This window comes from Marinomonas rhizomae (genome assembly GCF_024397855.1).
GTDB lineage: Bacteria > Pseudomonadota > Gammaproteobacteria > Pseudomonadales > Marinomonadaceae > Marinomonas > Marinomonas rhizomae_A.
Map to the genome: position 1 here is coordinate 704,927 of NZ_CP073343.1, position 22,296 is coordinate 727,222.

The window sequence follows — 22,296 nt, forward strand, 5'->3', positions numbered from 1 at the left end:
ATATAGAATTGGTCATGAAAAATCTATTTTTCACTTAAAGTTTTAGAGGTTAGCTATTGAAGGGGTTTAAAGCTAGTTTATTTTTTTTAATTCTTTTTTTTGTATTTTTTCCCTTTGTTGGAGTGGTAAAGAATATAGATGTTCAGCCTAATTTTGTTGTTTTTTCATTTTTTGCGCTTTGTTTTTTTATTAGATATATTAAAGTTGATTTTTTGTTTTTTTGTTTTTTTGTTTTTTTGTGTATTGTATTTTGTCTCTCTTTAGTGTTTGGTTATTACTATATTAATATTATATATGTGATTACTTATTTTGTTGTGCTTTTGAATGTTTTTTTTCTTTATGTTTTTATTAAAAATGATTTTTTTAATATAACATCAAAAAATATTTTTTTATTTGTCTTTGTTTACGCTGTTGTTGGCATAATTCAATATTATGATCCTAATTTTATGAGTTGGGCCGTAACCAGGTCGCAAGAAGCTATGCTCTCTTTCTCTGAATCCGGCAGGGGGGTTAGATCTCTGGCATCAGAACCTGCTACATTAGGTAAAATGTTTAATGTTTTTAATATATTGTTAATAATTTTAATTCATACAGAGAACAAAGTTTCCGAAAGTAAAAAAACAGCTTTTGGTTTAGTGGTTACAGTAGTTATATTGTTACTAAATATAACTATAGCACGTTCTGCTTATGCAGTAGGTATTCAATTTGTTTTTGTTGTTTGCTATTTATTTGTTTTTTATAAAAAAACTTTTTTTGTTGGTTTTGTTTTGTGTGTGTGTGTGTTTTCTTTTATTCTGAGATATATATCTGATATGCAGTCCTATAGAATTGCGCAAATTTTTTATATTGCGTTCAGTGATCCGTCGTTACTATTGGAACAAGGCGCTGTGCGAAGGTTACTAAATATACCCATTTCAATTAATAATCTTTATTATTTTGGTTTTTTAGGTGCTAATAACAATCCGAACGTATATTATGCATCTTTATATACTCCTTTTGGAGAATTGGATTATTTGGCAAGCAATAGAAATCTAGGTGGTTTTATTGAGTGGCTTTTGAAGTTTGGATTGTTTGGTATACCTATGATGTTGTTGTATCTATTTTTTATTTTTAGCATGTTGAGATATTGTGTAATTATTGAGAATAAAAAATATTGGATAGGTTTATATTTTTTTATTGCTACTTTTTTTATTACTTTTCAAGATGGCTCGCCAACAGCACCATTTACATGGTTTATATTGTTTTTTATATATTTTACGCTCAAGAAAAAGTTCTTAAGGTTTTTTTGATGAAAAAAATAGTGCTATTTTTTAATACAATAAAACATTTAAATTTCTATCAGTTATTTTTTAGGTTTTTTTATAAAATTAAAAGAATTAAAGTTAATGATCTATTAATTAGTCGTAATAATGGTTGGTTTTGGAGTGCGCCGACTCTTAATAATCAATCATTTTACGACGATGAAAAGGTTTCTTTTTTAAATCAAGACGGTTTAATTAAGAATTCTTTTGATTGGAACTCACCTAATTATTCCAAGCTTTGGTTATATAATTTACATTACTTCGATGACCTTAATTCTGAAAGTTACGCAGAGCGTGAAATAATTCATTATCGGTTTATTGACCGTTGGGTTGCTGAAAATCCACCTTGCCAAGGTAATGGCTGGGAGCCTTATCCCATTTCGTTACGCTTAGTGAATTGGGTTAAGTGGTTTAGTAGAAAAGACAATGTTGATAGCAAATACCTTAACAGCATTGCTATGCAGGCGGATGCGTTAACTCAGCAAATTGAGTACCATATTTTAGGTAATCATCTATTTGCGAATGCTAAAGCATTGGTTTTTGTCGGGGCTTATTTGCAAGGTAAGGATGCTAAACGATTTTTAGATTTGGGCTTGAAAATATTGGATCGTGAAATACCTGAGCAATTTTTAGATGATGGTGCTCACTTTGAGTTGTCACCTATGTACCATGAAATTTTGCTTTGGGATTTACTGGAGCTTATAGATTTGGCTGACATAAGCCAGAACCCTAGTTTAATAGAGCGTAATGCCGAATGGCGTGTGGTTGCGGAAAAAGCACTTTCTTGGTTACAGAGTATGCTTCACCTTGATGGAGAAATTACTTTTTTCAATGATGCCGCGATTGGAATAGCAGCAAAGCCACAACAAATATTCGATTATGCTAAGCAGCTAGGCCTTTCTTGCTATGGTGATCAGAGCATACTGATTTCAAATAAGAGCAGCGGCTATAGTCGTGTTAATACTGGCGTTTATAGATTGTTTTTTGATCACGCTAATGTCGGACCAGATTATTTGCCAGGCCACGCTCATGCCGATTCGTTAAGTTTTGAAATGTCTGTTGGAGTGCAACGTGTTTTTGTAAACTCTGGCACGTCGCTTTATGGTGTGAGTCCAGAGAGATTAAGACAAAGAGAGACCGCAGCACACAATACCGTCGTGGTGAATGGGCAAAGTTCTTCTGAGGTTTGGTCAGGATTTAGAGTTGCACGCAGGGCCTATGCAATATTGTTAAAAAGCGACGAGACAGATGGTGTGGTGACCTTATCGGCAAGTCATGATGGTTATAAGAGACTAAAACCCAAAATAGTCCATAAGAGAACCATTATATCGAATGCAGAGCACTTTATTCTTTTGGATGAGTTATCTCAGCCTACCGATGCTTCTTTCCATTTGCACATTCACCCTGATGTTCTTGTCGTTAATGTAGAGGAAAAGAAGCTAATGCTTCAATTACCCTGTCTAACATTGGTACAATTTGAATGTGAATGCCCTTTGATATTAGAAGAGAGTACGTGGCATCCTGAGTTTGGCGTTTCTGTTCCTAATAAAAAAATCATAGTGCCTTTTAATACAGGACGTTTAAGTACAAAGATTACTATTTTAAAGGACAAAAGTTGAAAATTTTAATACTGACTTTTTATTATGCCCCTGACCTTTGTGCTGGTTCGTTCAGAACGACAGCCCTTGTTGATAAGCTCAAAAAAATTCCTGGTGTCGAAGTAGAGGTTATAACCACACTTCCTAATCGTTATGCCTCTTTTTCTGCAGATGCCCCGGCGCATGAAATAAAAGATGGTGTAGAAGTGCATCGGATTTCGCTGCCTTCACATAAAAGCGGCATGCTTGATCAGGTGAAAGCCTTTACTGCTTTTTATCGACAAGCGGTTACTTTAACCAAAGACAAAAATTACGATTTAGTTTTCGCGACATCTTCTCGATTATTTACCGCATTTTTGGGGGCTCGCGTAGCATCCTCTAAAAAATTACCTTTATATCTGGATATTAGGGATATTTTTGTAGATACGATAAAAGATGTGCTGACACCTAAAATCACTTGGCTTGTAAACCCCTTGTTTTCGTTGGTTGAGTCTTATGCCTTTCGTAAGGCGAAGCGCATTAACTTAGTCTCCAAAGGGTTTGCAGGCTATTTTTCTAGCCGTTATCCTAAAGCCGAATATCGCTGGTTTACCAATGGCATAGATAATGAGTTTTTGGCTGTTGCACCTCAAACAACAGATACTTTACAGAAGAACAGTGTTTCAACGGTACTTTACGCTGGGAATATTGGGGAAGGTCAGGGGCTTCATACTATCCTCCCTAAGCTATCTAAGCGTCTAGAGGGAAAAACGCAATTTAGAATTATTGGTGATGGTGGGCGTAAATTATTATTGCAAAACCAGTTAGCAGGAGTAACGAATGTCGAGTTACTGCCGCCTGTGAGTCGAGCTGAATTGATTAAAGAGTATCAGAATGCAGATGTGTTGTTTCTTCATTTGAATGATTACCCTGCTTTTCGTAAAGTTTTGCCATCCAAAATATTTGAATATGCAGCGTTAGGAAAGCCTGTTTGGGCAGGCGTTTCAGGATATGCGGCAGACTTCCTAAAAGAAGAAGTTGCTAACTCGTCGGTATTTTATCCAGGTAATGATGAGCAAGCATATCGATCTTTTGATGCTTTAGACTTGGGTGTTCGGCCAAGAGGCGAGTTTATTAGTAAGTTTTCTCGAGAGCAAATCATGACCGAAATGGCTCAGGACATTGTTGAATTTGGTAAGAAAAATGAGTGATAGAAGAATTTTTATTACTGGCGGTTCTGGCTTTGTTGGTACTATTTTATTATCCGTTTTACCAACTAATAGAATATTTATTTTTGGGCGGAGAGATTTAGGCATCTCTGATGCTTACTTTGTTAGAGGGGAAATTCAACCAGACACTCAATATTTAACTGCGTTCAATAATGTAGATGTCGTTATCCACCTCGCCGCTCGTGTTCACATCATGAATGACTCTTCCTCAGATCCTTTGGCTGAGTTTCAAGCCGTCAACACGGAAGGCACGTTAAACCTTGCTCGACAAGCGGCAGAAGCAGGAGTAAAGCGCTTTATCTTTTTGAGTTCGATTAAGGTAAACGGCGAATCCACGTCTGATCGTCAGCCTTTTACAGCGTTTGATGTTCGTAGTCCAGAAGACCCTTATGGTCAGTCTAAGTCTGAAGCAGAAGAACAGCTTTTAGCGCTTGGTAAAGAAACGGGCATGGAGATTGTGATTATTCGTCCACCGCTTGTTTATGGCGAAGGAGTAAAAGCCAATTTTGCTTCTTTGATGAAACTGGTTGGTAAAGGTTTTCCCTTGCCATTTCGCGCCATTAATCAGAACAAACGTAGTTTGGTTTCTGTGTATAATTTGGCGGATTTGATTAAGGTTTGTATTGATCATGCCAAAGCGGCAAACCAAGTGTTTTTAGTGTCAGATGACGATGATATGTCGACGTCTCGTATGGTTGCTTTGATGGCAAAGGTGCAGGGGAAAGCAAATCTGTCGCTTCCTGTGCCTGTGTGGTGTTTTAAATTGGCGGGTAAACTGTTCAAAAAAAAGGCCGTGGTCGATCGTTTGGTTGGGTCTTTGCAACTTGACATTGACCATACGAAAAATACGTTAGACTGGGCCCCGCCTTATTCTGTTGAGCATGGTTTTGCCTTAGCAGCGAAGAAAACAGATTAAAAATTGGATTGAATGAAATGATTAGGTTATTGGATTTGGTGTTTTCTTTGTTGGGCTTGGTGTGTGGTTCGCCTGTGTTGTTGATGATTTATCTGATTGGTTTATTTGATACGGGTTCGCCTCTCTTTCGTCAAGAACGGGTAGGGCGTAACAAAAAGCCGTTTGTGTTGGTGAAGTTTCGAACTATGTCGGTGGATACGGCTTCCGTGGCGAGTCATTTGGCATCTACGTCATCCATTACTAAGCTAGGAAGTTTTTTGCGTCGAACTAAATTAGATGAGCTTCCGCAGCTTTGGAATGTATTAAAAGGAGAGATGAGTTTAGTTGGCCCGCGCCCTGGTTTGTTTAACCAAACTGAGTTGACCCAAGCCCGTGAAGCAAAAGGTGTGTTTGCCGTGTGTCCTGGTATTACTGGGCTGGCGCAAATTTCGGATATTGATATGTCGACGCCTGAGTTGTTGGCGGAGACGGATGCGAAGATGATTCAGAGTTTGTCTTTGAAATTGTATTTTTCTTATATCATCAAGACAGTAACGGGCAGTGGGTCTGGAGACAGAGTGAAGGGTTAGTAATGATTTTCGCAAACCTTACATGCATATTGTTTGCAAAATTGGTGTAGAATGTTTTAGTTGGGTTTGTAGTTAAGTTATGACCCCACCCTAGCCCTTCCCTTGGAAGACATAAGGGGAGGTAATAAAAACCAGTTCGTCTTCCCCTTGGAAGTGTAAGGGATGGGAATTCGCCGGGTTACATCTTCGTTCCTCGATTTATCCGGCCTACGGGTATTTGTGTTACCAAAGTATGGCGGGTGTTGGGCAGTGTGCAATGGGGAAGTAGCCGATGTTGCTTTGGATTCTCTGGGTGACGCTGTGGTGCCAGTTGGGTGATAGTGTGTGGTTGGGGTGGTCGTTTTTCAGCACACAGCAGTGTCGTGGTGCCAGGGTGAGTTCTCGCCAGGGGCGTAAGCGGCGTTGTTGGTAGTGTATTTTGCCTAGGTGCTTGGGTTCTATGGTGAGTAGCGGCTGCCAATGGGGCGGCTGTGTTTTGGCTAGGCGTGTTGTTTGATAACGGTTTTGCTTGGTTTGTTGTTCTATCCAATTTATTAAGACTCGCAAGGCGATGTCTCCTATTCCATCTCTGCGGTATCCACCGCCAATATCCGAATGTACTCCTGCAAGCCATATTTCCAGTGCGCGTCCATCTTGGTTGATTAACGTTGGCCGAAAGGCGAGGCGTTGCTCATCGAGTGCGACAAGGTGTAATGCGCGATGGACTCCTTCTGGTAATGTGTTGCCATGTTCAAAGACGACGTCGGTTGTTGGGCGTTGTGTTGTGTCTAAGTTAGGCCAGCCAATGGAGGCGACGGTGTCGATGACGGCTTCTATGATGATGGGGCGATCAATCAGCGGTGTGATGAACGCGGCGAAGCGTCTGGCTAGGGCGGCGCCTCGGCTAAAGCCGATTAAGACAATGTGACGAATCGATTGGTTATAATGGTTTTTAAAGTCGTTTAAGGCGCGGTTTAGGATGTTGGCAACATGGCCTGCTTCGATTGCGAAGGCGGCGTTTAGTTTTTGTTCTAGCCAGCTGCCATAGGTGCCAATGCCAGCGTAGTAAAAGCTTCGATAGGGTAAAAGGTTGGGTGTGGTGTTTGAGTGGTTTTGTACGCGTCCACCGAGCAGTAAATGGGATTTTAATACATTGGTGATGCTGGAAATGCTATGTTCTGGTGCATAAGCGTCATTTGGGCTATTGTCTGTGCCATCGAAATGAAAAAATAACATCGACATATCGTGTCTCCTTGTTGTTTTATTGGCTCTCTTCCTGAGGGCTGCAGTTAGAATAACATGGTTTTTATTGTGTTTTGTAGGCCATTAATAGTGGAGCGTGATGCGTCGTTTAATGATGTTGGTTGGGAATGTCAGGTCACGCCTTGTTCGTCAGATCACGCCTCGTGCCTCGGTCCATCTGACCTATGGGTGGTTTGGTTTAATAGATTTTTGAATTTTAGGGGGAGGGTGTTGGTTTTGGTGACTGGCGGTGCGGGTTAAATTGGTTCACATACATGTATTGAGTTGATTAAGGCGGGTTTTGAGCCAGTTATTATCGATAATCTCTCGAATAATAAAGAGATCGTTTTAGGTCGTATTGAGACGATTACCGGTAAACATCCTGTGTTTATGGAAGGCGATATTTTAGATTCGGCTTTTTTGGATCGTGTGTTTGCGCAGTATTTGTTTGCGGCGGTGATGCATTTGGCTGGGTTGAAGGCGGTGGGGTAGGTGCAAAAACCGCTTTGGTATTATGAGAATAATGTCTCGGGTACGCTGAATTTGATTAAGGCGATTGAACAGGCTGGATTGCGTAATATGATTTTTAGTTCTTCTGCGACTGTTTATGGTTTGTCTAAGTCGGTGCCGATACGTGAAGATTTTGCAACTTCATATGTCGAATCCTTATGGGCCAGCAAGTTAATGGTAGAAAGTAATTTGACAGATGTAGCGAAGGCGAATTCGGCATGGAATATTGCGACCTAGCGTTATTTTAATCCGATTGGTGCTCATTAATCTGGGTTGATTGGCGAAGGCCCTAAGGGCGTGCCGAATAATTTGATGCCCTTTGTGAGTCAATTGGCGGTGGGTAAGCTGCCGTGTTTGAGCGTATTTGGTGATGATTATGATACGGTTGATGGCACTGGGGGGGGGCGTGATTACATTCATGTGGTGGATTTGGCGAGTGGATATGTTTGTGCGCTGGACAAGGTGTTGGCAAATGCCGGGCATTTTGTGGTGAACCCAGGCACTGGCAACGGCTATTCTGTGCTGGAAATGGTGAAGGCGTTTGCAGCTGTGTCTCATAAAAACGTTACTTATAAAGTGGTCGAACGTCGTCCAAGTGATATTGCGGAATGTTACGCGGACCCAAGTTTGGCGAAGAAATTTTTAGGCTGGCAGGCGGAGTTTGATTTGGCACGTATGTGTGAAGACACATGGCGTTGGCAGTCTAACAATCCGAATGGGTTTGATTGTGTTTCTGTGAGTTAATGCAAGATATAACGTTCAAAATATCTCTTTATGTTGTATATTATAGGGTCTTCAATTGAGCCGTTTATTTTATAAGTGGGTCTTAAGGATATTAAATATATGCTAGTGCAGTATGTATTTTGTACAATTAGCGTAAGGTGAATAAAATTACATGTATGGTTTGTTTTTACTAGTGCCTCTCACTGATAATTTTTTACTTACTAGGTATTTTGTTACTAAGGGGAGCGTTGGTGATTATGATGCGCTATCCGTTAGTCTTTGTTCGTGTGGATTGTAAATGATTATAAAGAAGTTAGACTTTCTTTGGTCTCTCCCCCGATTTTATAAGCGTTTGATCAGTCTGATTATTGATGCACTGTTTGTTGTCCTTGCGTTCGTTTGTGCTTATTGGGCCCGCTTAGGTGAATTTCGTGTAGTTGGTGATAATTCGCTTTGGTTTGTTTTAATAGGAACGATAATTGTTACCTTGCTAGCCAATATTAAGCTTGGTTTGTATCGCGCTGTTTTGCGTTATTTAACTTTTCATGCTTTTAGTGCGATTTTGTTTGGTGCGGCTGTGTCAGCCTTTAGCATTACAACATTCGCCTATTTTGCTAAGGCACCGATACCTCGCACTGTTCCTATTATTTATTTCCCTTTTTTAGTGATGTTGTGTGGCGGTGCTCGTTTGCTGGTACGGGCTATGCTAGTTCAAAAATCTAGCAAAACCTCTGAGTCCGTATTGGTGTTGGGCGCGGGATCAACTGGTCGTCAACTTAGTTTGGCGTTACGCCAAGCAAGCGCTTATCAAGTGAAAGGTTTTATTGATTACGACGATTCTTTAGTCAATACCATCATTCAAGGCGTATCAGTGTATCATTTGGATGAAATAGGCCGACTAATAAAAAAATATCGTATTAAGAAAGTCTTGTTGGCTATTCCTCGCGCTACACGATCTGAACGTAAAAAAGTGATTGATCAGCTGTTGCCCTATGCAGTTGAGGTTCTGACCGTGCCTGATTTTAATGATATTGTGACTGGAAAAGCAAAAGTTAGTGAGTTGCAAGATGTTGCTGTAGATGATCTGTTAGGCCGAGATGTTGTAGAGCCTGTAGCATCGTTAATGCAGGCAAATATATATGGTAAAGTAGTTATGGTCACTGGTGCAGGAGGTTCGATTGGTTCTGAATTATGTCGACAAATATTAGTACAGCGTCCCTCCACAATGATCTTATTTGATGTGTCTGAATTTGCTTTATATGAAATAAACAAAGAGTTGGACGAACTGCTGAGAGAATTACCTTTTGATTTAATGATTGTTCCTTTGATAGGTTCTGTGCAAAATATTAGTCGTTTAGCATCAATAATGAAGGCTTTTGGCGTTCATACTGTTTATCATGCAGCGGCTTATAAGCATGTGCCTTTGGTAGAATATAACGCAGTGGAAGGGGTTCGAAACAATGCCTTTGGTACTTATTATTGTGCCAAAGCGGCAATTGAAAGTAGTGTGGAGTCTTTCGTATTAATCTCTACTGATAAAGCTGTGCGTCCGACTAATGTCATGGGCGCAACAAAGCGCATGGCAGAGTTGGGCTTACAAGCCTTGGCCGAAGCGGAAGCAAAAAAAGCCGCTAAGCAAGAAAAGTTTACTCGTTTTTGTATGGTGCGTTTTGGTAATGTGCTTGGTTCTTCGGGTTCGGTTATACCTGTTTTTAAAAAGCAAATTTTTGAAAATCAACCTATTACCGTGACACATCCAGATATCATTCGTTACTTCATGACTATTCCAGAATCGGCTCAGCTTGTCATTCAAGCAGGTGCCATGGGCAAGGGTGGAGACGTATTCGTTTTGGATATGGGTGAGCCGGTTAAAATTGTAGATTTGGCGATAAACCTGATTAAATTGTCTGGTTTGGAGGTGAAATCTACTGAAAACCCAAATGGTGACATTGAAATCCAATTTACAGGTCTTCGCCCTGGTGAGAAGCTATTCGAGGAGTTATTGATTGGTGATAATGTGCAGGAAACTCAGCACAAGCGTATAATGACGGCCAATGAGCGTTTTTTATCCTTGTCTGATTTCGCTCAAACTATGGAGCAATTGGATCAAGCTTGTCATGATTTTGATCATGAAAAAGTACGTGAGATCTTGATTGCTGCGCCAACCGATTTTCAGCCCACCGATGGTATTGGAGATTTTGTGTGGAATGCAACGCAAGCATTAAAGAATAAAATAGATAATACCAACGTAGTTCGATTGAACAGCAAGTTTTTTGATGGTGTCTAGCGCCATAAGTAGTCTTTTAAGATTTAGCCCCTTATGATTAAATATTATTGTGTGGTGGTTTATTACTGAAATACTGTCATCTGTGGTTAATAAAAAAGTCTTAGGCCACTAATTTGTTTTTCTCAGTGTTTTAGGGTAGTAAATATAAAATTTTTCTGAGTTTAATGTATGTGTTACAAAGCGTTTTCTAAATTTGTTTGGCTTACTGTAGCAGCAAGTTTTGCTGTTTCTATCTCAATTTATGATGGATATAGGTATGCTTCTCTTTTTTTGTGCGTATTAACGATTGGTCTTCTTTTTTTGAAAGTAGAGAAAAAGCATTTTTCAAAGACTGATGTTATCATTTTTTTTGCCTTTCTTTTTTATGGGTTTAGTCTATTAGTTTTTGACTATATAGATGATAAAACATTATTTAACCCAAGATTGCCTCTTCGATTCATTATAGTTCTTCCTGTTATGTTACTTTTATTTAATGTGAAAAACTACAGTTATTATATATGGTATGGTGTGTTTTTTGGTGCAATTACAGCATTTTTATGGGCATTATATGAAGTTATTTTCCTAGGACATTATAAAGCTAGTAATGGTTTGATTTCTATTGTCTTTGGTGATATTGGGGTTTTACTTACCATGCTAAGTTTAATTTCATTTGTCTATTTTTATAAGCAAAGACGGTATTTAGGTGTAGTGTTTTCTTTATTCGCCGTATTGTGTGGTATTGGAGCTTCAGTTTTATCCGGATCTAGAGGTAGTTGGTTGGCTTTACCATTCATTGTGTTGTTTTTATTTTGGCAATTTCGTAATGTGATAAAAATAAAGTTCTATGCTTGTCTTCTAACCGTTATTATTTTAGCTGTTTTTACTTTTGTTTTTAGCCCACAAACTGAAGTAAAAAATAGAATTTTTCTGGGTGTCAATCAAACGCTAGATTATATGGTCAAAGGTGAACAGCGAGGGAGTTCAGTTGGTCTTCGTTTCGAAATGTGGAAACTAGCGATTTATATGTTCCAAGAAAAGCCTTACTTTGGCGCTGGTAGGCATAGCAGTAGCGGTATAAAAAAAGAACTTGTTGCATCCGGTAAAATCGTCCCACAGGCTATAAAATTTACTCATTCCCATAATGTTTTTTTTGACGCTCTTGGCTATAGAGGTGGTGTTGGTTTACTGCTGCAATTGATGATATATATTATCCCGCTAATGCTTTTTTTGAGAAAAATGAAAGTGCATAAAGATAACTGGGATATAAAGATTTATGCATTAGCAGGTTCCATTATACCAATGTGCTATATGTTATTTGGTCTAACAGAGGTTATGTTTGTGCATAAAATTGGAGTCACTATGTACGCATTTCCTATTATTTATTTTTGGGTGGCTGTGCGCTTGGCAGAAATTGAAAAGGATAAAGAATCCAAGTCGCCTTCTTGTACTGCTTCTTAAAAAGCGATAGTAGGGTTTGATTTCATATCAAAGCCTCAATAGGGTGAGGCTTAGCTACTCATAAAATGCGAAATATTATGTATTTTGCGCTTGATCAGTTCGCAACCGTAAACCAACTTAAGATGCCTGCAGACATTCTCAGCGGCTCCACCTAAAACATTGTTAGTTCGATCTTTATTTTTTCATTTTTATATTTCTTATTTCTTACTTTTGTTAGACTTGAACGGATTTTTTTTGTCGTATACGAAGGATCTGTTTTGAAAATTATTCCTGTCATTTTATCTGGTGGTGTTGGTAGTCGTCTTTGGCCGCTGTCTCGTGAACATTATCCTAAGCAGTGTTTGCCGCTGACCGATCAAGAATGCAGCCTTCTGCAGCAAACGATACTTCGTACTCTATCTTTAGATGTGGCTGATCCTATTGTTGTTTGTAATGAAGATCATCGTTTTTTAATCGCGCAGCAGTTACAGTCCATTGGTGTGAAAAAGTCCAGAATTCTTTTAGAACCCAAGGGACGTAATACCGCGCCAGCAATAGCCTTGGCGGCGTTGGAAGCATTACGAAACCAATCAGGTGATGCGCTAATGCTGGTGTTACCTGCAGATCATGTTATTCGTGATCTTGATGCATTCGAAGCGACGATTAAACAAGCGGTGGCATTAGCTAAACAAGATGCTTTAGTTACTTTTGGCGTGCAGCCAACTCGCCCTGAAACAGGTTATGGTTACATTCGTTCCGGTGAAAACTTCTCTGTAGTTGAGTTCATTGAAAAACCCAATCTTGAAAAAGCCCAAGCGTATTTAGATTCCGGTGAATACCTCTGGAATAGCGGTATGTTTTTATTCCGAGCTAAGACTTTTTTGGATGAGTTAGCGGTTCATCGCGATGATATTTTTCAAGCGGTAAATCTTGCTTATCAACAGCGTAAAGAAGATTTAGATTTTGTCCGTATAGATGCTGAGTTGTTTTCTCAATGTCCTGAAGAGTCGATTGATTTTGCTGTGATGGAGCCAACCAAGAATGCGAAAGTAGTTCCTTATGTCGGCGACTGGAGCGATATAGGCGCTTGGGATGCTTTATATGATTACGCAGATAAAGACGCAGATAATAATGTTCTATTAGGCGATGTTATGGCTGAAGGCTCTAGTCACTGCTTTATCCGTTCTGAGTCGCGTTTAATTGCTGCGGTGGGTGTGAGTGATCTTGTTATTGTTGAAACCGCGGATGCTGTTTTGGTAATGGACAAAAATAATGCTCAGGATGTGAAGAAGATTGTTAAACGGATTAAAGCCGAAGGTCGTGAAGAGCACATGTACCACACGACGGTGCATCGCCCTTGGGGAAGCTATCAAACAGTTGATCTTGGCGATCGATATCAAGTTAAACGGATTATGGTTAAGCCAGGCGAAAAATTAAGTGTGCAAATGCATCATCATCGTGCCGAACATTGGGTGGTAGTGTCTGGAACTGCTAAGGTGCAAAACGGTGATCGTGAAATTTTATTGACCGAGAATGAATCTACTTATATTCCTCTTGGTGTGATTCATGCTCTAGAAAACCCAGGGAAAATACCTTTAGAGCTTGTGGAAGTGCAGTCTGGCAGTTATTTAGGTGAAGACGATATTGTACGCTTTAGTGATCGCTATGGTCGTTAAGAAAATGGCTGTTAAGTTGGGGGTGATATTATGAGTTCTAATACGGTGCAGGTAAAACAACTTAGCGATGAATTGGATGTTGCCTTTGGTACAAGCGGTGTGCGTGGTTTGGTCAAAGACTTAACGCCAGCATTGTGCTTTGCTTTTGTTCGTTCTTTTCTGCAAACGGTCTGCCCCTCTTCTCAACGCGTTGCGATTGGTATGGATCTCCGTCCGAGTAGCCCAGATATTGTTAAAGCTTGTGTGCTTGCTGCTGAATCATTTGGTGCCAAAGTTGCGTTTTGTGGTGCTTTGCCAACGCCTGCTTTGGCGTTTTATGCCATGCAAAATAACATGCCAGCCGTAATGATAACGGGCAGCCATATTCCTTTTGACCGCAATGGCATTAAATTTTACCGTCCTGATGGTGAGATTAGTAAAGCTGACGAAGCCTCTATTATGGATGGTTTGGTTGAAGTGCCTGAATTTGTTTCAGATCAAGCTGCTCAGTTCGCTTTTCCTGTCGCTGACTGTTCAGCTATTGAACTTTTTAAACAGCGTTATACCTTGCTTTTTCCATCAAATATGCTGCAGGGTAAACGTATCGGTGTGTATGAACACTCTAGTGTGGCACGAGATGTTATCAAAGAGTTACTGGTTCATTTCGGTGCTGAGGTGGTTTCGTTAGAACGTACTGAGACTTTTGTACCCATCGATACGGAAGCGGTATCGGTCGAAGATGTGCAGAAAGGTTTGGATTGGTCCAAAGAGTATAAACTGGATGCCATTATATCCACAGATGGCGATGGAGATCGCCCGTTGATTGCCGATGAAGAAGGTGAGTGGCTGCGCGGTGATATTCTTGGTGTGCTCTGTGCGGAGTATCTAGCTGCAACCCATGTGGCGGCGCCGGTGAATGTGAATACTGTGCTAGAACTGCAAAACTTAGAAAGAAAAACATTAAGATCCAAAATTGGCTCTCCTTATGTCATCGCAGGTATGGAAGAGTTATTGCAACACTCACCAGATGCCAGAGTTGTTGGTTATGAAGCCAATGGCGGTTTTTTGGTCGGTGCAGATTTTGTTGTGAATGGCGAAACATTGCATGCTTTACCAACGCGCGATTCAGTCTTGCCTGCATTAATTGTATTGGCTATGTCGTTTGAACAGGATCGCCCAATTAGCCAATTGACGGATGACTATCCGCAGCGCTACACCGCCAGTGATCGAATCAAAGACATTTCAATAGATTTTAGTCGACAGCTTATAGCGTATATAAAAACCAGTAAGGCTAAGCAAACTGAGCTTTTATCAGCAATAGTGCAAGAAGATGAGCTGCTAGAGGTTGTTTCAATTGATGAAACGGATAGTCTTCGTATGACACTAAATAATGGCGATATTGTGCATTTAAGGCCATCTGGAAATGCACCCGAGTTAAGGTGTTATGTAGAGTCGGAGAGTTTACTTGTTGCTAAAGGTATTGTTAATAAAGTGCTTAGTAGAGTCATTAAAATGGTTGGTGAGTAGCCGTCAATGTCACTCTTTTTAAATTTTTATATGTTTCTTGAGATTTTATTTTGCTAAAAAATAAAATAGTGAACTTAATAGGTCATAAAGGTTTTCAGCGCTATGCTGCGAATGCATCTTGGTTGATCGCTGAAAAGCTATTGCGTATGACTGTGGGATTATTTGTTAGTATTTGGGTGGCCCGATACTTAGGTCCTGAACAGTTCGGTTTGTTTAGTTATGCGCAGAGCTTTACCTTTCTATTTGCTGCAATCGCAACACTAGGATTAGACAGTATTGTTATTCGAGAACTGGTTAAAGATGACCGTCGACTTAATACTTTGATGGGAACAGCCTTTTTTTTAAAGCTGGGCGGTGCTTTTTTGTTACTTCCATTCCTTTATATCGCTGTTGGCTTTACTAATAATAATGACCCTACAAATCATCTTATATTTATAATTGCTTCTTCGACTATATTTCAAAGCTTTAATGTGATTGACTTTTATTGTCAATCTAAAGTGTTATCTAAGTATGTGGCTTGGTCAAATGGTTTTTTATTGTTTGTTTCCAGTGGATTGAAAGTTTTTTTTATTCTCAATGAAGCGCCTTTAGTCTGTTTCGCTTATGTGATTCTATTTGACTCTGTTGTCTTATCCTTAGGTCTTATTTATTTTTATGTTAGAAGAATGCACCTTAGTATCACTCATTGGCATTTTGATTACTATGTTGCTCTTGAGTTGTTAAAAGATTCATGGCCATTGATCTTGTCTAGTATTGTTGTTTCTATTTATATGAAAATTGATCAGGTTATGATCAAGGAAATGATGAGTGCCGAAGCGGTAGGGCAGTATGCCGCTGCAGTGAGGTTGAGTGAGGTTTGGTATTTTATACCGATGACGATTGCTGGGTCTCTTTTTCCTGCAATCGTTAATGCAAAAAATATTAGTAATGAGTTTTATACCTTAAGACTACAGCGTCTTTATACTCTTATGGTGTGGTTGGGAATTGCTATAGCATTGCCAGTGACTTTTTTAAGCCAATGGATTATTACTTTATTATACGGTGAGGTCTATCAGCAAGCATCTCAAGTTTTGATGGTTCATATCTGGGCTGGTGTATTTGTTTTTTTGGGTACTGCAGGAGCGTATTTTACTATTGAAAAGCTTACAAAAATATTTTTCTATAAAAGCCTTGTTGGTGCTTTAGCGAATGTTTTACTTAATTTTTGGCTTATTAAATATGGACTGATTTACGTTGCTTTAGCCACACTGTTGTCTCAACTATTGTCTAGTTTTCTTTTGGATTTTGTTTTTAATAAAACAAGAGGGCAGTTCTATCTTAAAAGTTATGCTTTTTTAGTAAGGTGGTAGTTTAATGAAGGTTTATTTAGGGTTAGTTCATAACAACAGTGCGCATGTTGGTGATGTTAAAAATGAAATTGAAACTTTAAAACTTGTCCTTCAAAAAGATGGAAAAGATGTTGAAATTGGCTATTCAAGTTATCAGCCAGAGATTCATAATCATAGTGTTTTCAGGTTCTTGAAAAGAAGGTTTGAATACTTTAAGTTGATGTTAAAATGGAATGCTCATAAAGAGTCTGGTGGGCAGTTTAGATTTTTTATTTCTTCTTTTTTATGGTTTTTAAGGGTTGTAGACTTAAAGAAACTTACTAGACACAGTATTATAGAGACATTTGTTACAGATAAGCACCTCCGGCTATGGTTTTCGGCAATAGAAGATTCTGATTATATTGTCATATTTGAAGATGATGTTATTTTCAAAAAAGAAAGTATTAGTAATCTAGAAAAAGTTATTAATTTTGCAGAAGCCAGTGAAAATAAAATTTTATATTTTGACTTGGCTGGTGGATTGGACATAAAAGCATTAGGTATTAGTGGTTTAAAGGTATTTGATAATATAAGTGATGAATTATCTTCGATTGGGGCTGTTCATTATGAAAAAATTGTTACCAATACCGCTTGTGGTTATATGCTTTCAAAAGGATTGTTGAAAGAATTTTTGGCTATATTAATCGAAAATCCAAGTTACAGAGATACCAGTATTGATTGGCTTATGAATAGACTTTCTATAGAAATGAAAAATCACCAAAGAGAAAGTTTTCATTTTAATCCACCAATATTTAATCATGGCTCATTTACTGGTGAATATCAGTCATGGCAGGATAAATGAATTTAGTGTCATGGAAGTGTATTTTTTGAATATGTTTTTTTAATTAAGTGAATGACGAGTTGCTGAGTGTTAGTTTAGAGATGTTTACTCGTTAATGTTATCTAAGGTTTTATAATGACTAATAAAAAAGTATTGGTAACTGGTGGCGCTGGTTTTGTTGGTAGTCATTTATGTGAGCGTTTGTTGAAGATGGGCGGATACGATGTCTATTCTTTAGACAATTATTTTACTGGCAGTGAAGATAATCATATTGATGGCGTTACTTATATACGAGGTGAGACGAAAAATATTTCGGCGATTGTAGATTTTGCTCCAGATATGGTCTATCACCTTGGAGAGTATTCACGAGTAGAACAAAGTTTTGAGGATATAGAAAAAGTCTGGGCCTATAATAAAGAAGGGATTTTTGCTGTTTTAGAGTTTGTTCGTAAGGTAGGCTGCAAGATACTATATGCAGGAAGTAGCACTAAGTTTGGTGATGGCGGTCTTGGTCGAAGTGCATCACCTTATGCCTGGACAAAGGCAAGTAATACCGAGCTGGTTATGAATTACGGGAATTGGTTTAATGTGCCATATGCTATCACCTATTTTTATAATGTTTATGGCGACCGAGAAATTCAAACAGGTAAGTACGCTACTTTAATTGCCTTATTTAAAGAAAAAATGAAAAATAATGAGTCTTTGACAGTGGTGAGCCCTGGCTCGCAGAAGCGTAATTTCACACATATTGATGATATCATCGATGGTTTAGTGTTAGTTGGTGAGCACGGCTATGGGGATGAGTTTGGTATTGGTAGTGAAGAAGGTTTTAGTGTTGTAGATGTGGCTAATATGTTTGGTGGAAATATTAAAATGCTTCCAGAGCGTAAAGGCAATCGGATGACAGCAGATGTTATGACGGATAAAACAAAAGCATTAGGATGGTCTGCTAAGAAGACTCTTTTTGGTTATATAGAAACACTTAGAAAAAATGATTGGAATTAATGATGTCTGAAGGTTTTACTCCTCCTCATGAATTAAATACCGCAGTCCTTTTTTTGGTATTTAACCGATTGGATACAACGAAACAAGTTTTTGATGAAATTCGTCGAGCGAAGCCACCACGTCTATATGTAGCGGCAGATGGTGCTAGAAAAAGTAAAGATGGTGAGAGTGCAAAGGTTCAAGCCGTCCGTGACTATATTATGAAGAGTATTGACTGGTCATGTGAAATTAATACGCTATTTCGTGATGAAAATCTTGGCTGTAAATATGCTGTTAGTGGCGCAGTTACTTGGTTTTTTGAGAATGAAGAGCAAGGTATTATTCTTGAGGATGATTGTTTACCAAGTCAAAGTTTTTTTTGGTATTGTGAGGAGTTATTGGAAAAATATAAAGCTGATAAGTCTATATATCTAATATCAGGTGATTCTAGAGGTCCTGAATCATTTAAAATGAATGAGGATTATAGCTTCTGTAAGTATCCAATGATTTGGGGGTGGGCTTCTTGGAGAAGAGTTTGGGAAAATTATGATCCTGAGTTAGAGGATTGGCCAATTCAAAGGAATATACTACCAAGTCAAATATCTAGTAACAAAGCAACAAATTCATTTTGGAAAAGTGTTTTTGAAAGTATGTATAAAAAAGAGGTTGATACTTGGGATTTTCAGTTTTGTTACTTGCTGCTTAAAAACAAGGCTCGATGTATCGTTCCTAAACTAAACCTGATAGAAAATGTAGGCTTCGGTGTCGATGCAACACATACTTTTGATTCAGGGTCTGAATCTGCTAATCGAAAAAGGTATGAAATTAATATTCCTTTAAATCACTCTATAAAAAACGATTCTGAAAGTAAAATAAATGATTTTTATGATAAGAATGAGTTTTATAAAAAAACTATTTTAAGTCGAATAATAAATAAGTTATCTCGCTTAGTATTCGGCAAAAGTATTGTTAGATGAAAATTGCATTTGATCATCAAACATTTACTTATCAGGCTTATGGCGGCGTTTCAAGATATTACTCAATACTTGCTAATCAGCTTTTTCTATCGAAACAAAATGTTAAGGTTTTTGCAGGAATACATCAGAATAACTATCTTAAAAGTTTATCTTCTGAAATTTTATCTGAGTTTAAACTTCGATCATTTCCGCCAAAGTCTAGTCGTGTTTTTCATGGTGTTAACCACATAATTAACCAATTTCAGCTTAGAAATTGGAAGCCAGACATTTTACATGAAACTTACTATTCATCATTGCCTTCTTTTTTTTCCAGCCCAAGTGCTCGTGTTACAACGGTTTATGACATGATACATGAGTTATTTCCTAGCCAGTTCCCATTGAGTGATAACACATCAAAGGCGAAGAGGAAAACTTTAGAGCGAGTTGATCATATAATTAGTATCTCAGAAAGTACTAAGCGTGATTTGATACATTTTTTTGGTATTGATGAATCGAAAATTTCTGTTGTTCAATTAGGCGTATCCTTGGATGCTTTTAATTCAGCCTTAGGCAATGATTTATCTACTCATGATAAGCCTTTTTTATTGTACGTAGGCAGCCGTTTTGGCTATAAGAATTTTGATGGATTACTGAAAGCCGTAGCAAGTTCAGATACACTTAAGTCTAATTTTGATATTGTCGCTTTTGGTGGAGGTGACTTTAGCCTAGAGGAGCTCTCTCTAATAAGGTCATTAGGTTTTTCCGGATCCCAAGTAAGGCAATGCAGAGGCAGCGATAAAGAGTTGGCAACCTTGTACAGCAGAGCTACAGCTTTTGTATACCCTTCTTTGTATGAAGGTTTTGGTCTTCCTCCATTAGAAGCTATGGCGTCGGGCTGTCCTGTAATAACATCTAATACTAGTTCTATGCCTGAAGTAGTAAGAAGTGCAGGTGTTTACTTTAATCCGAGAGAAATAGAAGACATTAGGTTTGCAATCGAGCATGTTGTGTTTTCACCGACTGTGAGAAGCGAGTTGGTTTTAGCTGGTTTTGAAAATATAAAAAGTTTCTCATGGCGTAAGTGCGCAGATGAAACTCTGACTGTTTATAAAAAGGTATTGGGTAATTCATGAAGAAAACAGCATTAATTTGCGGTGTTAGTGGGCAGGATGGCGCTTATTTAGCTAAGCTGTTGTTGTCAAAAGGCTACGAAGTTTGGGGTAGTTCCCGAGATGCTCAAGGCGCTTCTTTTTCTAATCTTACCGCTTTAGGTATCAAGGATAAGGTGCACTTCGTTTCAATGGTTCCAGAAGATTTTCGCAGTGTTTTAGTTGCTCTTCATAAATCTTGCCCAGATGAAATTTATTATTTGGCTGGTCAGTCTTCAGTTGGCCTATCCTTTGAGAGGCCTGCCGAGACAATACAGAGTATTGCCTTTGGTATATTGAACGTTCTTGAGGCTTGTCGAATGCTTGATAAAGCGCCTAGAGTCTATCACGCAGGGTCTAGCGAATGCTTTGGAGATACTAGTGGTGTTTCTGCCAATGAGAACACACCTTTTCATCCGCAGAGCCCCTATGCAGTAGCGAAGGCGTCCGCATTCTGGTTGGTAGATAACTACCGAGAGGCGTATGGTCTTTTTGCCTGCACAGGAGTTTTATTCAACCATGAATCACTTCTACGCCCCGAGCGCTTTGTTACTCAAAAAATTATCTCTACTGCAAAACGAATTCATGCTGGTTCGGATGAGAGTTTAGAGCTAGGTCGGTTAGATATTTCAAGAGATTGGGGCTGGGCTCCCGAGTATGTAAATGCAATGTGGTTGATGTTGCAGCAAGATAAAGCAGAGGATTTTGTTATTGCTACTGGTCAAACAAATACATTAGAAAAATTTGTTGAGGTGGTTTTTTCTGAACTTGGTTTGGATTATAGAAAATATACCAAGCAGAATGTTGATTTTATGCGTCCTACTGATCTAAGTGTGAGTTTAGGTGATGCAACTAAGGCGAAGAATTTACTTGGTTGGGAGGCGAAGTATAAAATGAATGATGTCGTTAGAATGATGATTGATGGAAGAACGGATTAATAATTTACCATTATTGATGGCAGTTTTTAGTTTGCGTTAATCATAACTTTATTAAATGCGTAGGTTTTTATGAAAAAAGCACTTATTACAGGTATCACAGGTCAAGATGGTTCATACTTAGCTGAATTTTTATTAGCAAAAGGGTATGAGGTTCACGGTATTAAGCGTCGAGCTTCTTCATTGAATACACAGCGAATTGATCACTTATATCAAGATCCTCACGAACTAAATCCAAAGCTGAAGTTGCATTATGGCGATTTGACAGATAGTTCGAACTTGACTCGAATTTTGCAAGAAGTTAAGCCTGATGAAGTTTATAACTTGGGGGCTCAATCTCATGTTGCTGTATCGTTTGAATCCCCTGAGTACACTGCTGATGTTGACGGCATGGGAACTTTGCGTATTTTAGAAGCTATTCGTCTTTTAGGTCTTGAAAAGACAACACGTTTTTATCAGGCTTCTACTTCTGAACTTTTTGGGCTTGTACAAGAAACCCCTCAAAAAGAAACTACACCTTTTTATCCTCGTTCCCCTTATGCGGTTGCAAAAATGTACGCTTATTGGATTGTGGTTAACTATCGTGAGTCTTATGGCATGTTTGCGTGTAACGGCATATTGTTTAACCATGAGTCACCTCGTCGTGGTGAAACCTTTGTTACTCGTAAAATTACACGAGGTTTGGCGAACATCGCGCAAGGTTTAGAGAAGTGCTTATATATGGGCAATATGGATGCATTACGCGATTGGGGTCATGCTAAAGATTATGTTCGTATGCAATGGATGATGCTGCAACAAGATCAGCCAGAAGACTTTGTTATAGCAACAGGAGTTCAGTACTCTGTACGTCAATTCATTGAATGGTCTGCGGAGGAGCTGGGTGTTCAATTGAAGTTTGAAGGTCAAGGTGTCGATGAAAAAGCGGTTGTTGCAGCTATCGAAGGTGACAAAGCACCAGCATTGAAAGTTGGCGATATCGTGGTTCAGGTAGATCCACGCTATTTCCGCCCTGCTGAAGTAGAAACTTTACTAGGGGACCCAAGTAAAGCTAAGCAAAAATTAGGCTGGACAACAGAAATTACAGTACAAGAAATGTGTTCTGAGATGGTTTCTGAGGACCTTAAGACAGCTAAGCAACATGCTTTTCTAAAAGCGAATGGCTATGACGTACCTGTGGCTCAGGAGAATTAATAG

General features: G+C 38.8%; 17 protein-coding genes and 1 pseudogene. 17 read left to right on the top strand and 1 reads right to left on the bottom strand.

The genetic code is table 11. The features are described from left to right. The first annotated feature begins 56 nt into the window (after positions 1-56). The 5 genes from KDW99_RS03230 to KDW99_RS03250 are packed head-to-tail and all read left to right on the top strand — an operon-like array spanning position 57 to position 5,592. Positions 57-1,289, top strand: a complete 1,233-nt coding sequence (locus KDW99_RS03230) for a hypothetical protein (protein WP_255827888.1) — start codon at positions 57-59, stop codon at positions 1,287-1,289. Then, positions 1,289-2,920 (top strand): heparinase II/III family protein, encoded by a 1,632-nt coding sequence (locus tag KDW99_RS03235; protein WP_255827889.1) that lies wholly within the window; start codon positions 1,289-1,291, stop codon positions 2,918-2,920. Before KDW99_RS03230 ends, KDW99_RS03235 begins: the two co-directional genes overlap by 1 nt. After that, a complete protein-coding gene (locus KDW99_RS03240) occupies positions 2,917-4,089 on the top strand; it encodes a glycosyltransferase family 4 protein (RefSeq protein ID WP_255827890.1) in 1,173 nt (390 codons plus the stop codon). Before KDW99_RS03235 ends, KDW99_RS03240 begins: the two co-directional genes overlap by 4 nt. Next, the gene (locus tag KDW99_RS03245; protein WP_255827891.1) at positions 4,082-5,023 is read left to right on the top strand and encodes a UDP-glucose 4-epimerase family protein; all 942 of its coding nucleotides are present in this window, start codon (positions 4,082-4,084) and stop codon (positions 5,021-5,023) included. Before KDW99_RS03240 ends, KDW99_RS03245 begins: the two co-directional genes overlap by 8 nt. A 17-nt stretch (positions 5,024-5,040) precedes the next feature. Next, positions 5,041-5,592, top strand: a complete 552-nt coding sequence (locus tag KDW99_RS03250) for a sugar transferase (RefSeq protein ID WP_255827892.1) — start codon at positions 5,041-5,043, stop codon at positions 5,590-5,592. A gap of 222 nt (positions 5,593-5,814) precedes the next feature. On the opposite strand, the gene KDW99_RS03255 is transcribed toward KDW99_RS03250, so the two are convergent. Next, positions 5,815-6,813, bottom strand: coding sequence for a T6SS phospholipase effector Tle1-like catalytic domain-containing protein (locus KDW99_RS03255; protein WP_255827893.1), 999 nt, complete (start codon positions 6,811-6,813; stop codon positions 5,815-5,817). 261 nt (positions 6,814-7,074) lie between these two features. Here KDW99_RS03255 and galE point away from each other — a divergent pair. The 12 genes and pseudogenes from galE to gmd all read left to right on the top strand — a co-directional run bounded on the left by galE (position 7,075) and on the right by gmd (position 22,293). Continuing rightward, a pseudogene (gene galE, locus KDW99_RS03260) lies at positions 7,075-8,067 on the top strand (UDP-glucose 4-epimerase GalE). Between the two features lie 277 nt (positions 8,068-8,344). Beyond that, on the top strand, positions 8,345-10,333 hold the full coding sequence (locus KDW99_RS03265; RefSeq protein WP_255827894.1) for a polysaccharide biosynthesis protein: 1,989 nt from the start codon (positions 8,345-8,347) through the stop codon (positions 10,331-10,333). A 168-nt stretch (positions 10,334-10,501) separates the two neighbouring features. Continuing rightward, positions 10,502-11,770, top strand: a complete 1,269-nt coding sequence (locus tag KDW99_RS03270; RefSeq protein ID WP_255827895.1) for an O-antigen ligase family protein — start codon at positions 10,502-10,504, stop codon at positions 11,768-11,770. Between the two features lie 257 nt (positions 11,771-12,027). After that, complete coding sequence (locus KDW99_RS03275) at positions 12,028-13,425, top strand: mannose-1-phosphate guanylyltransferase/mannose-6-phosphate isomerase (protein ID WP_255827896.1); 1,398 nt, start codon at positions 12,028-12,030, stop codon at positions 13,423-13,425. 30 nt (positions 13,426-13,455) lie between these two features. Beyond that, positions 13,456-14,931 (top strand): phosphomannomutase, encoded by a 1,476-nt coding sequence (locus KDW99_RS03280; RefSeq protein ID WP_255827897.1) that lies wholly within the window; start codon positions 13,456-13,458, stop codon positions 14,929-14,931. A 50-nt stretch (positions 14,932-14,981) separates the two neighbouring features. Then, the gene (locus KDW99_RS03285) at positions 14,982-16,280 is read left to right on the top strand and encodes a flippase (RefSeq protein ID WP_255827898.1); all 1,299 of its coding nucleotides are present in this window, start codon (positions 14,982-14,984) and stop codon (positions 16,278-16,280) included. A gap of 4 nt (positions 16,281-16,284) precedes the next feature. Continuing rightward, positions 16,285-17,100 (top strand): glycosyltransferase family 25 protein, encoded by an 816-nt coding sequence (locus tag KDW99_RS03290; RefSeq protein ID WP_255827899.1) that lies wholly within the window; start codon positions 16,285-16,287, stop codon positions 17,098-17,100. 114 nt (positions 17,101-17,214) lie between these two features. Further along, the gene (locus tag KDW99_RS03295) at positions 17,215-18,084 is read left to right on the top strand and encodes an NAD-dependent epimerase/dehydratase family protein (protein ID WP_255827900.1); all 870 of its coding nucleotides are present in this window, start codon (positions 17,215-17,217) and stop codon (positions 18,082-18,084) included. A 2-nt stretch (positions 18,085-18,086) separates the two neighbouring features. Continuing rightward, positions 18,087-19,040: a hypothetical protein gene (locus tag KDW99_RS03300; RefSeq protein WP_255827901.1), complete on the top strand. Its 954-nt coding sequence runs from the start codon at positions 18,087-18,089 to the stop codon at positions 19,038-19,040. Beyond that, positions 19,037-20,152: a glycosyltransferase family 4 protein gene (locus KDW99_RS03305; RefSeq protein WP_255827902.1), complete on the top strand. Its 1,116-nt coding sequence runs from the start codon at positions 19,037-19,039 to the stop codon at positions 20,150-20,152. Before KDW99_RS03300 ends, KDW99_RS03305 begins: the two co-directional genes overlap by 4 nt. Further along, positions 20,149-21,105: a GDP-mannose 4,6-dehydratase gene (locus tag KDW99_RS03310; RefSeq protein ID WP_255827903.1), complete on the top strand. Its 957-nt coding sequence runs from the start codon at positions 20,149-20,151 to the stop codon at positions 21,103-21,105. Before KDW99_RS03305 ends, KDW99_RS03310 begins: the two co-directional genes overlap by 4 nt. Positions 21,106-21,174: 69 nt before the next feature. Next, complete coding sequence (gene gmd / locus KDW99_RS03315; protein WP_255827904.1) at positions 21,175-22,293, top strand: GDP-mannose 4,6-dehydratase; 1,119 nt, start codon at positions 21,175-21,177, stop codon at positions 22,291-22,293. Positions 22,294-22,296 lie beyond the last annotated feature (3 nt).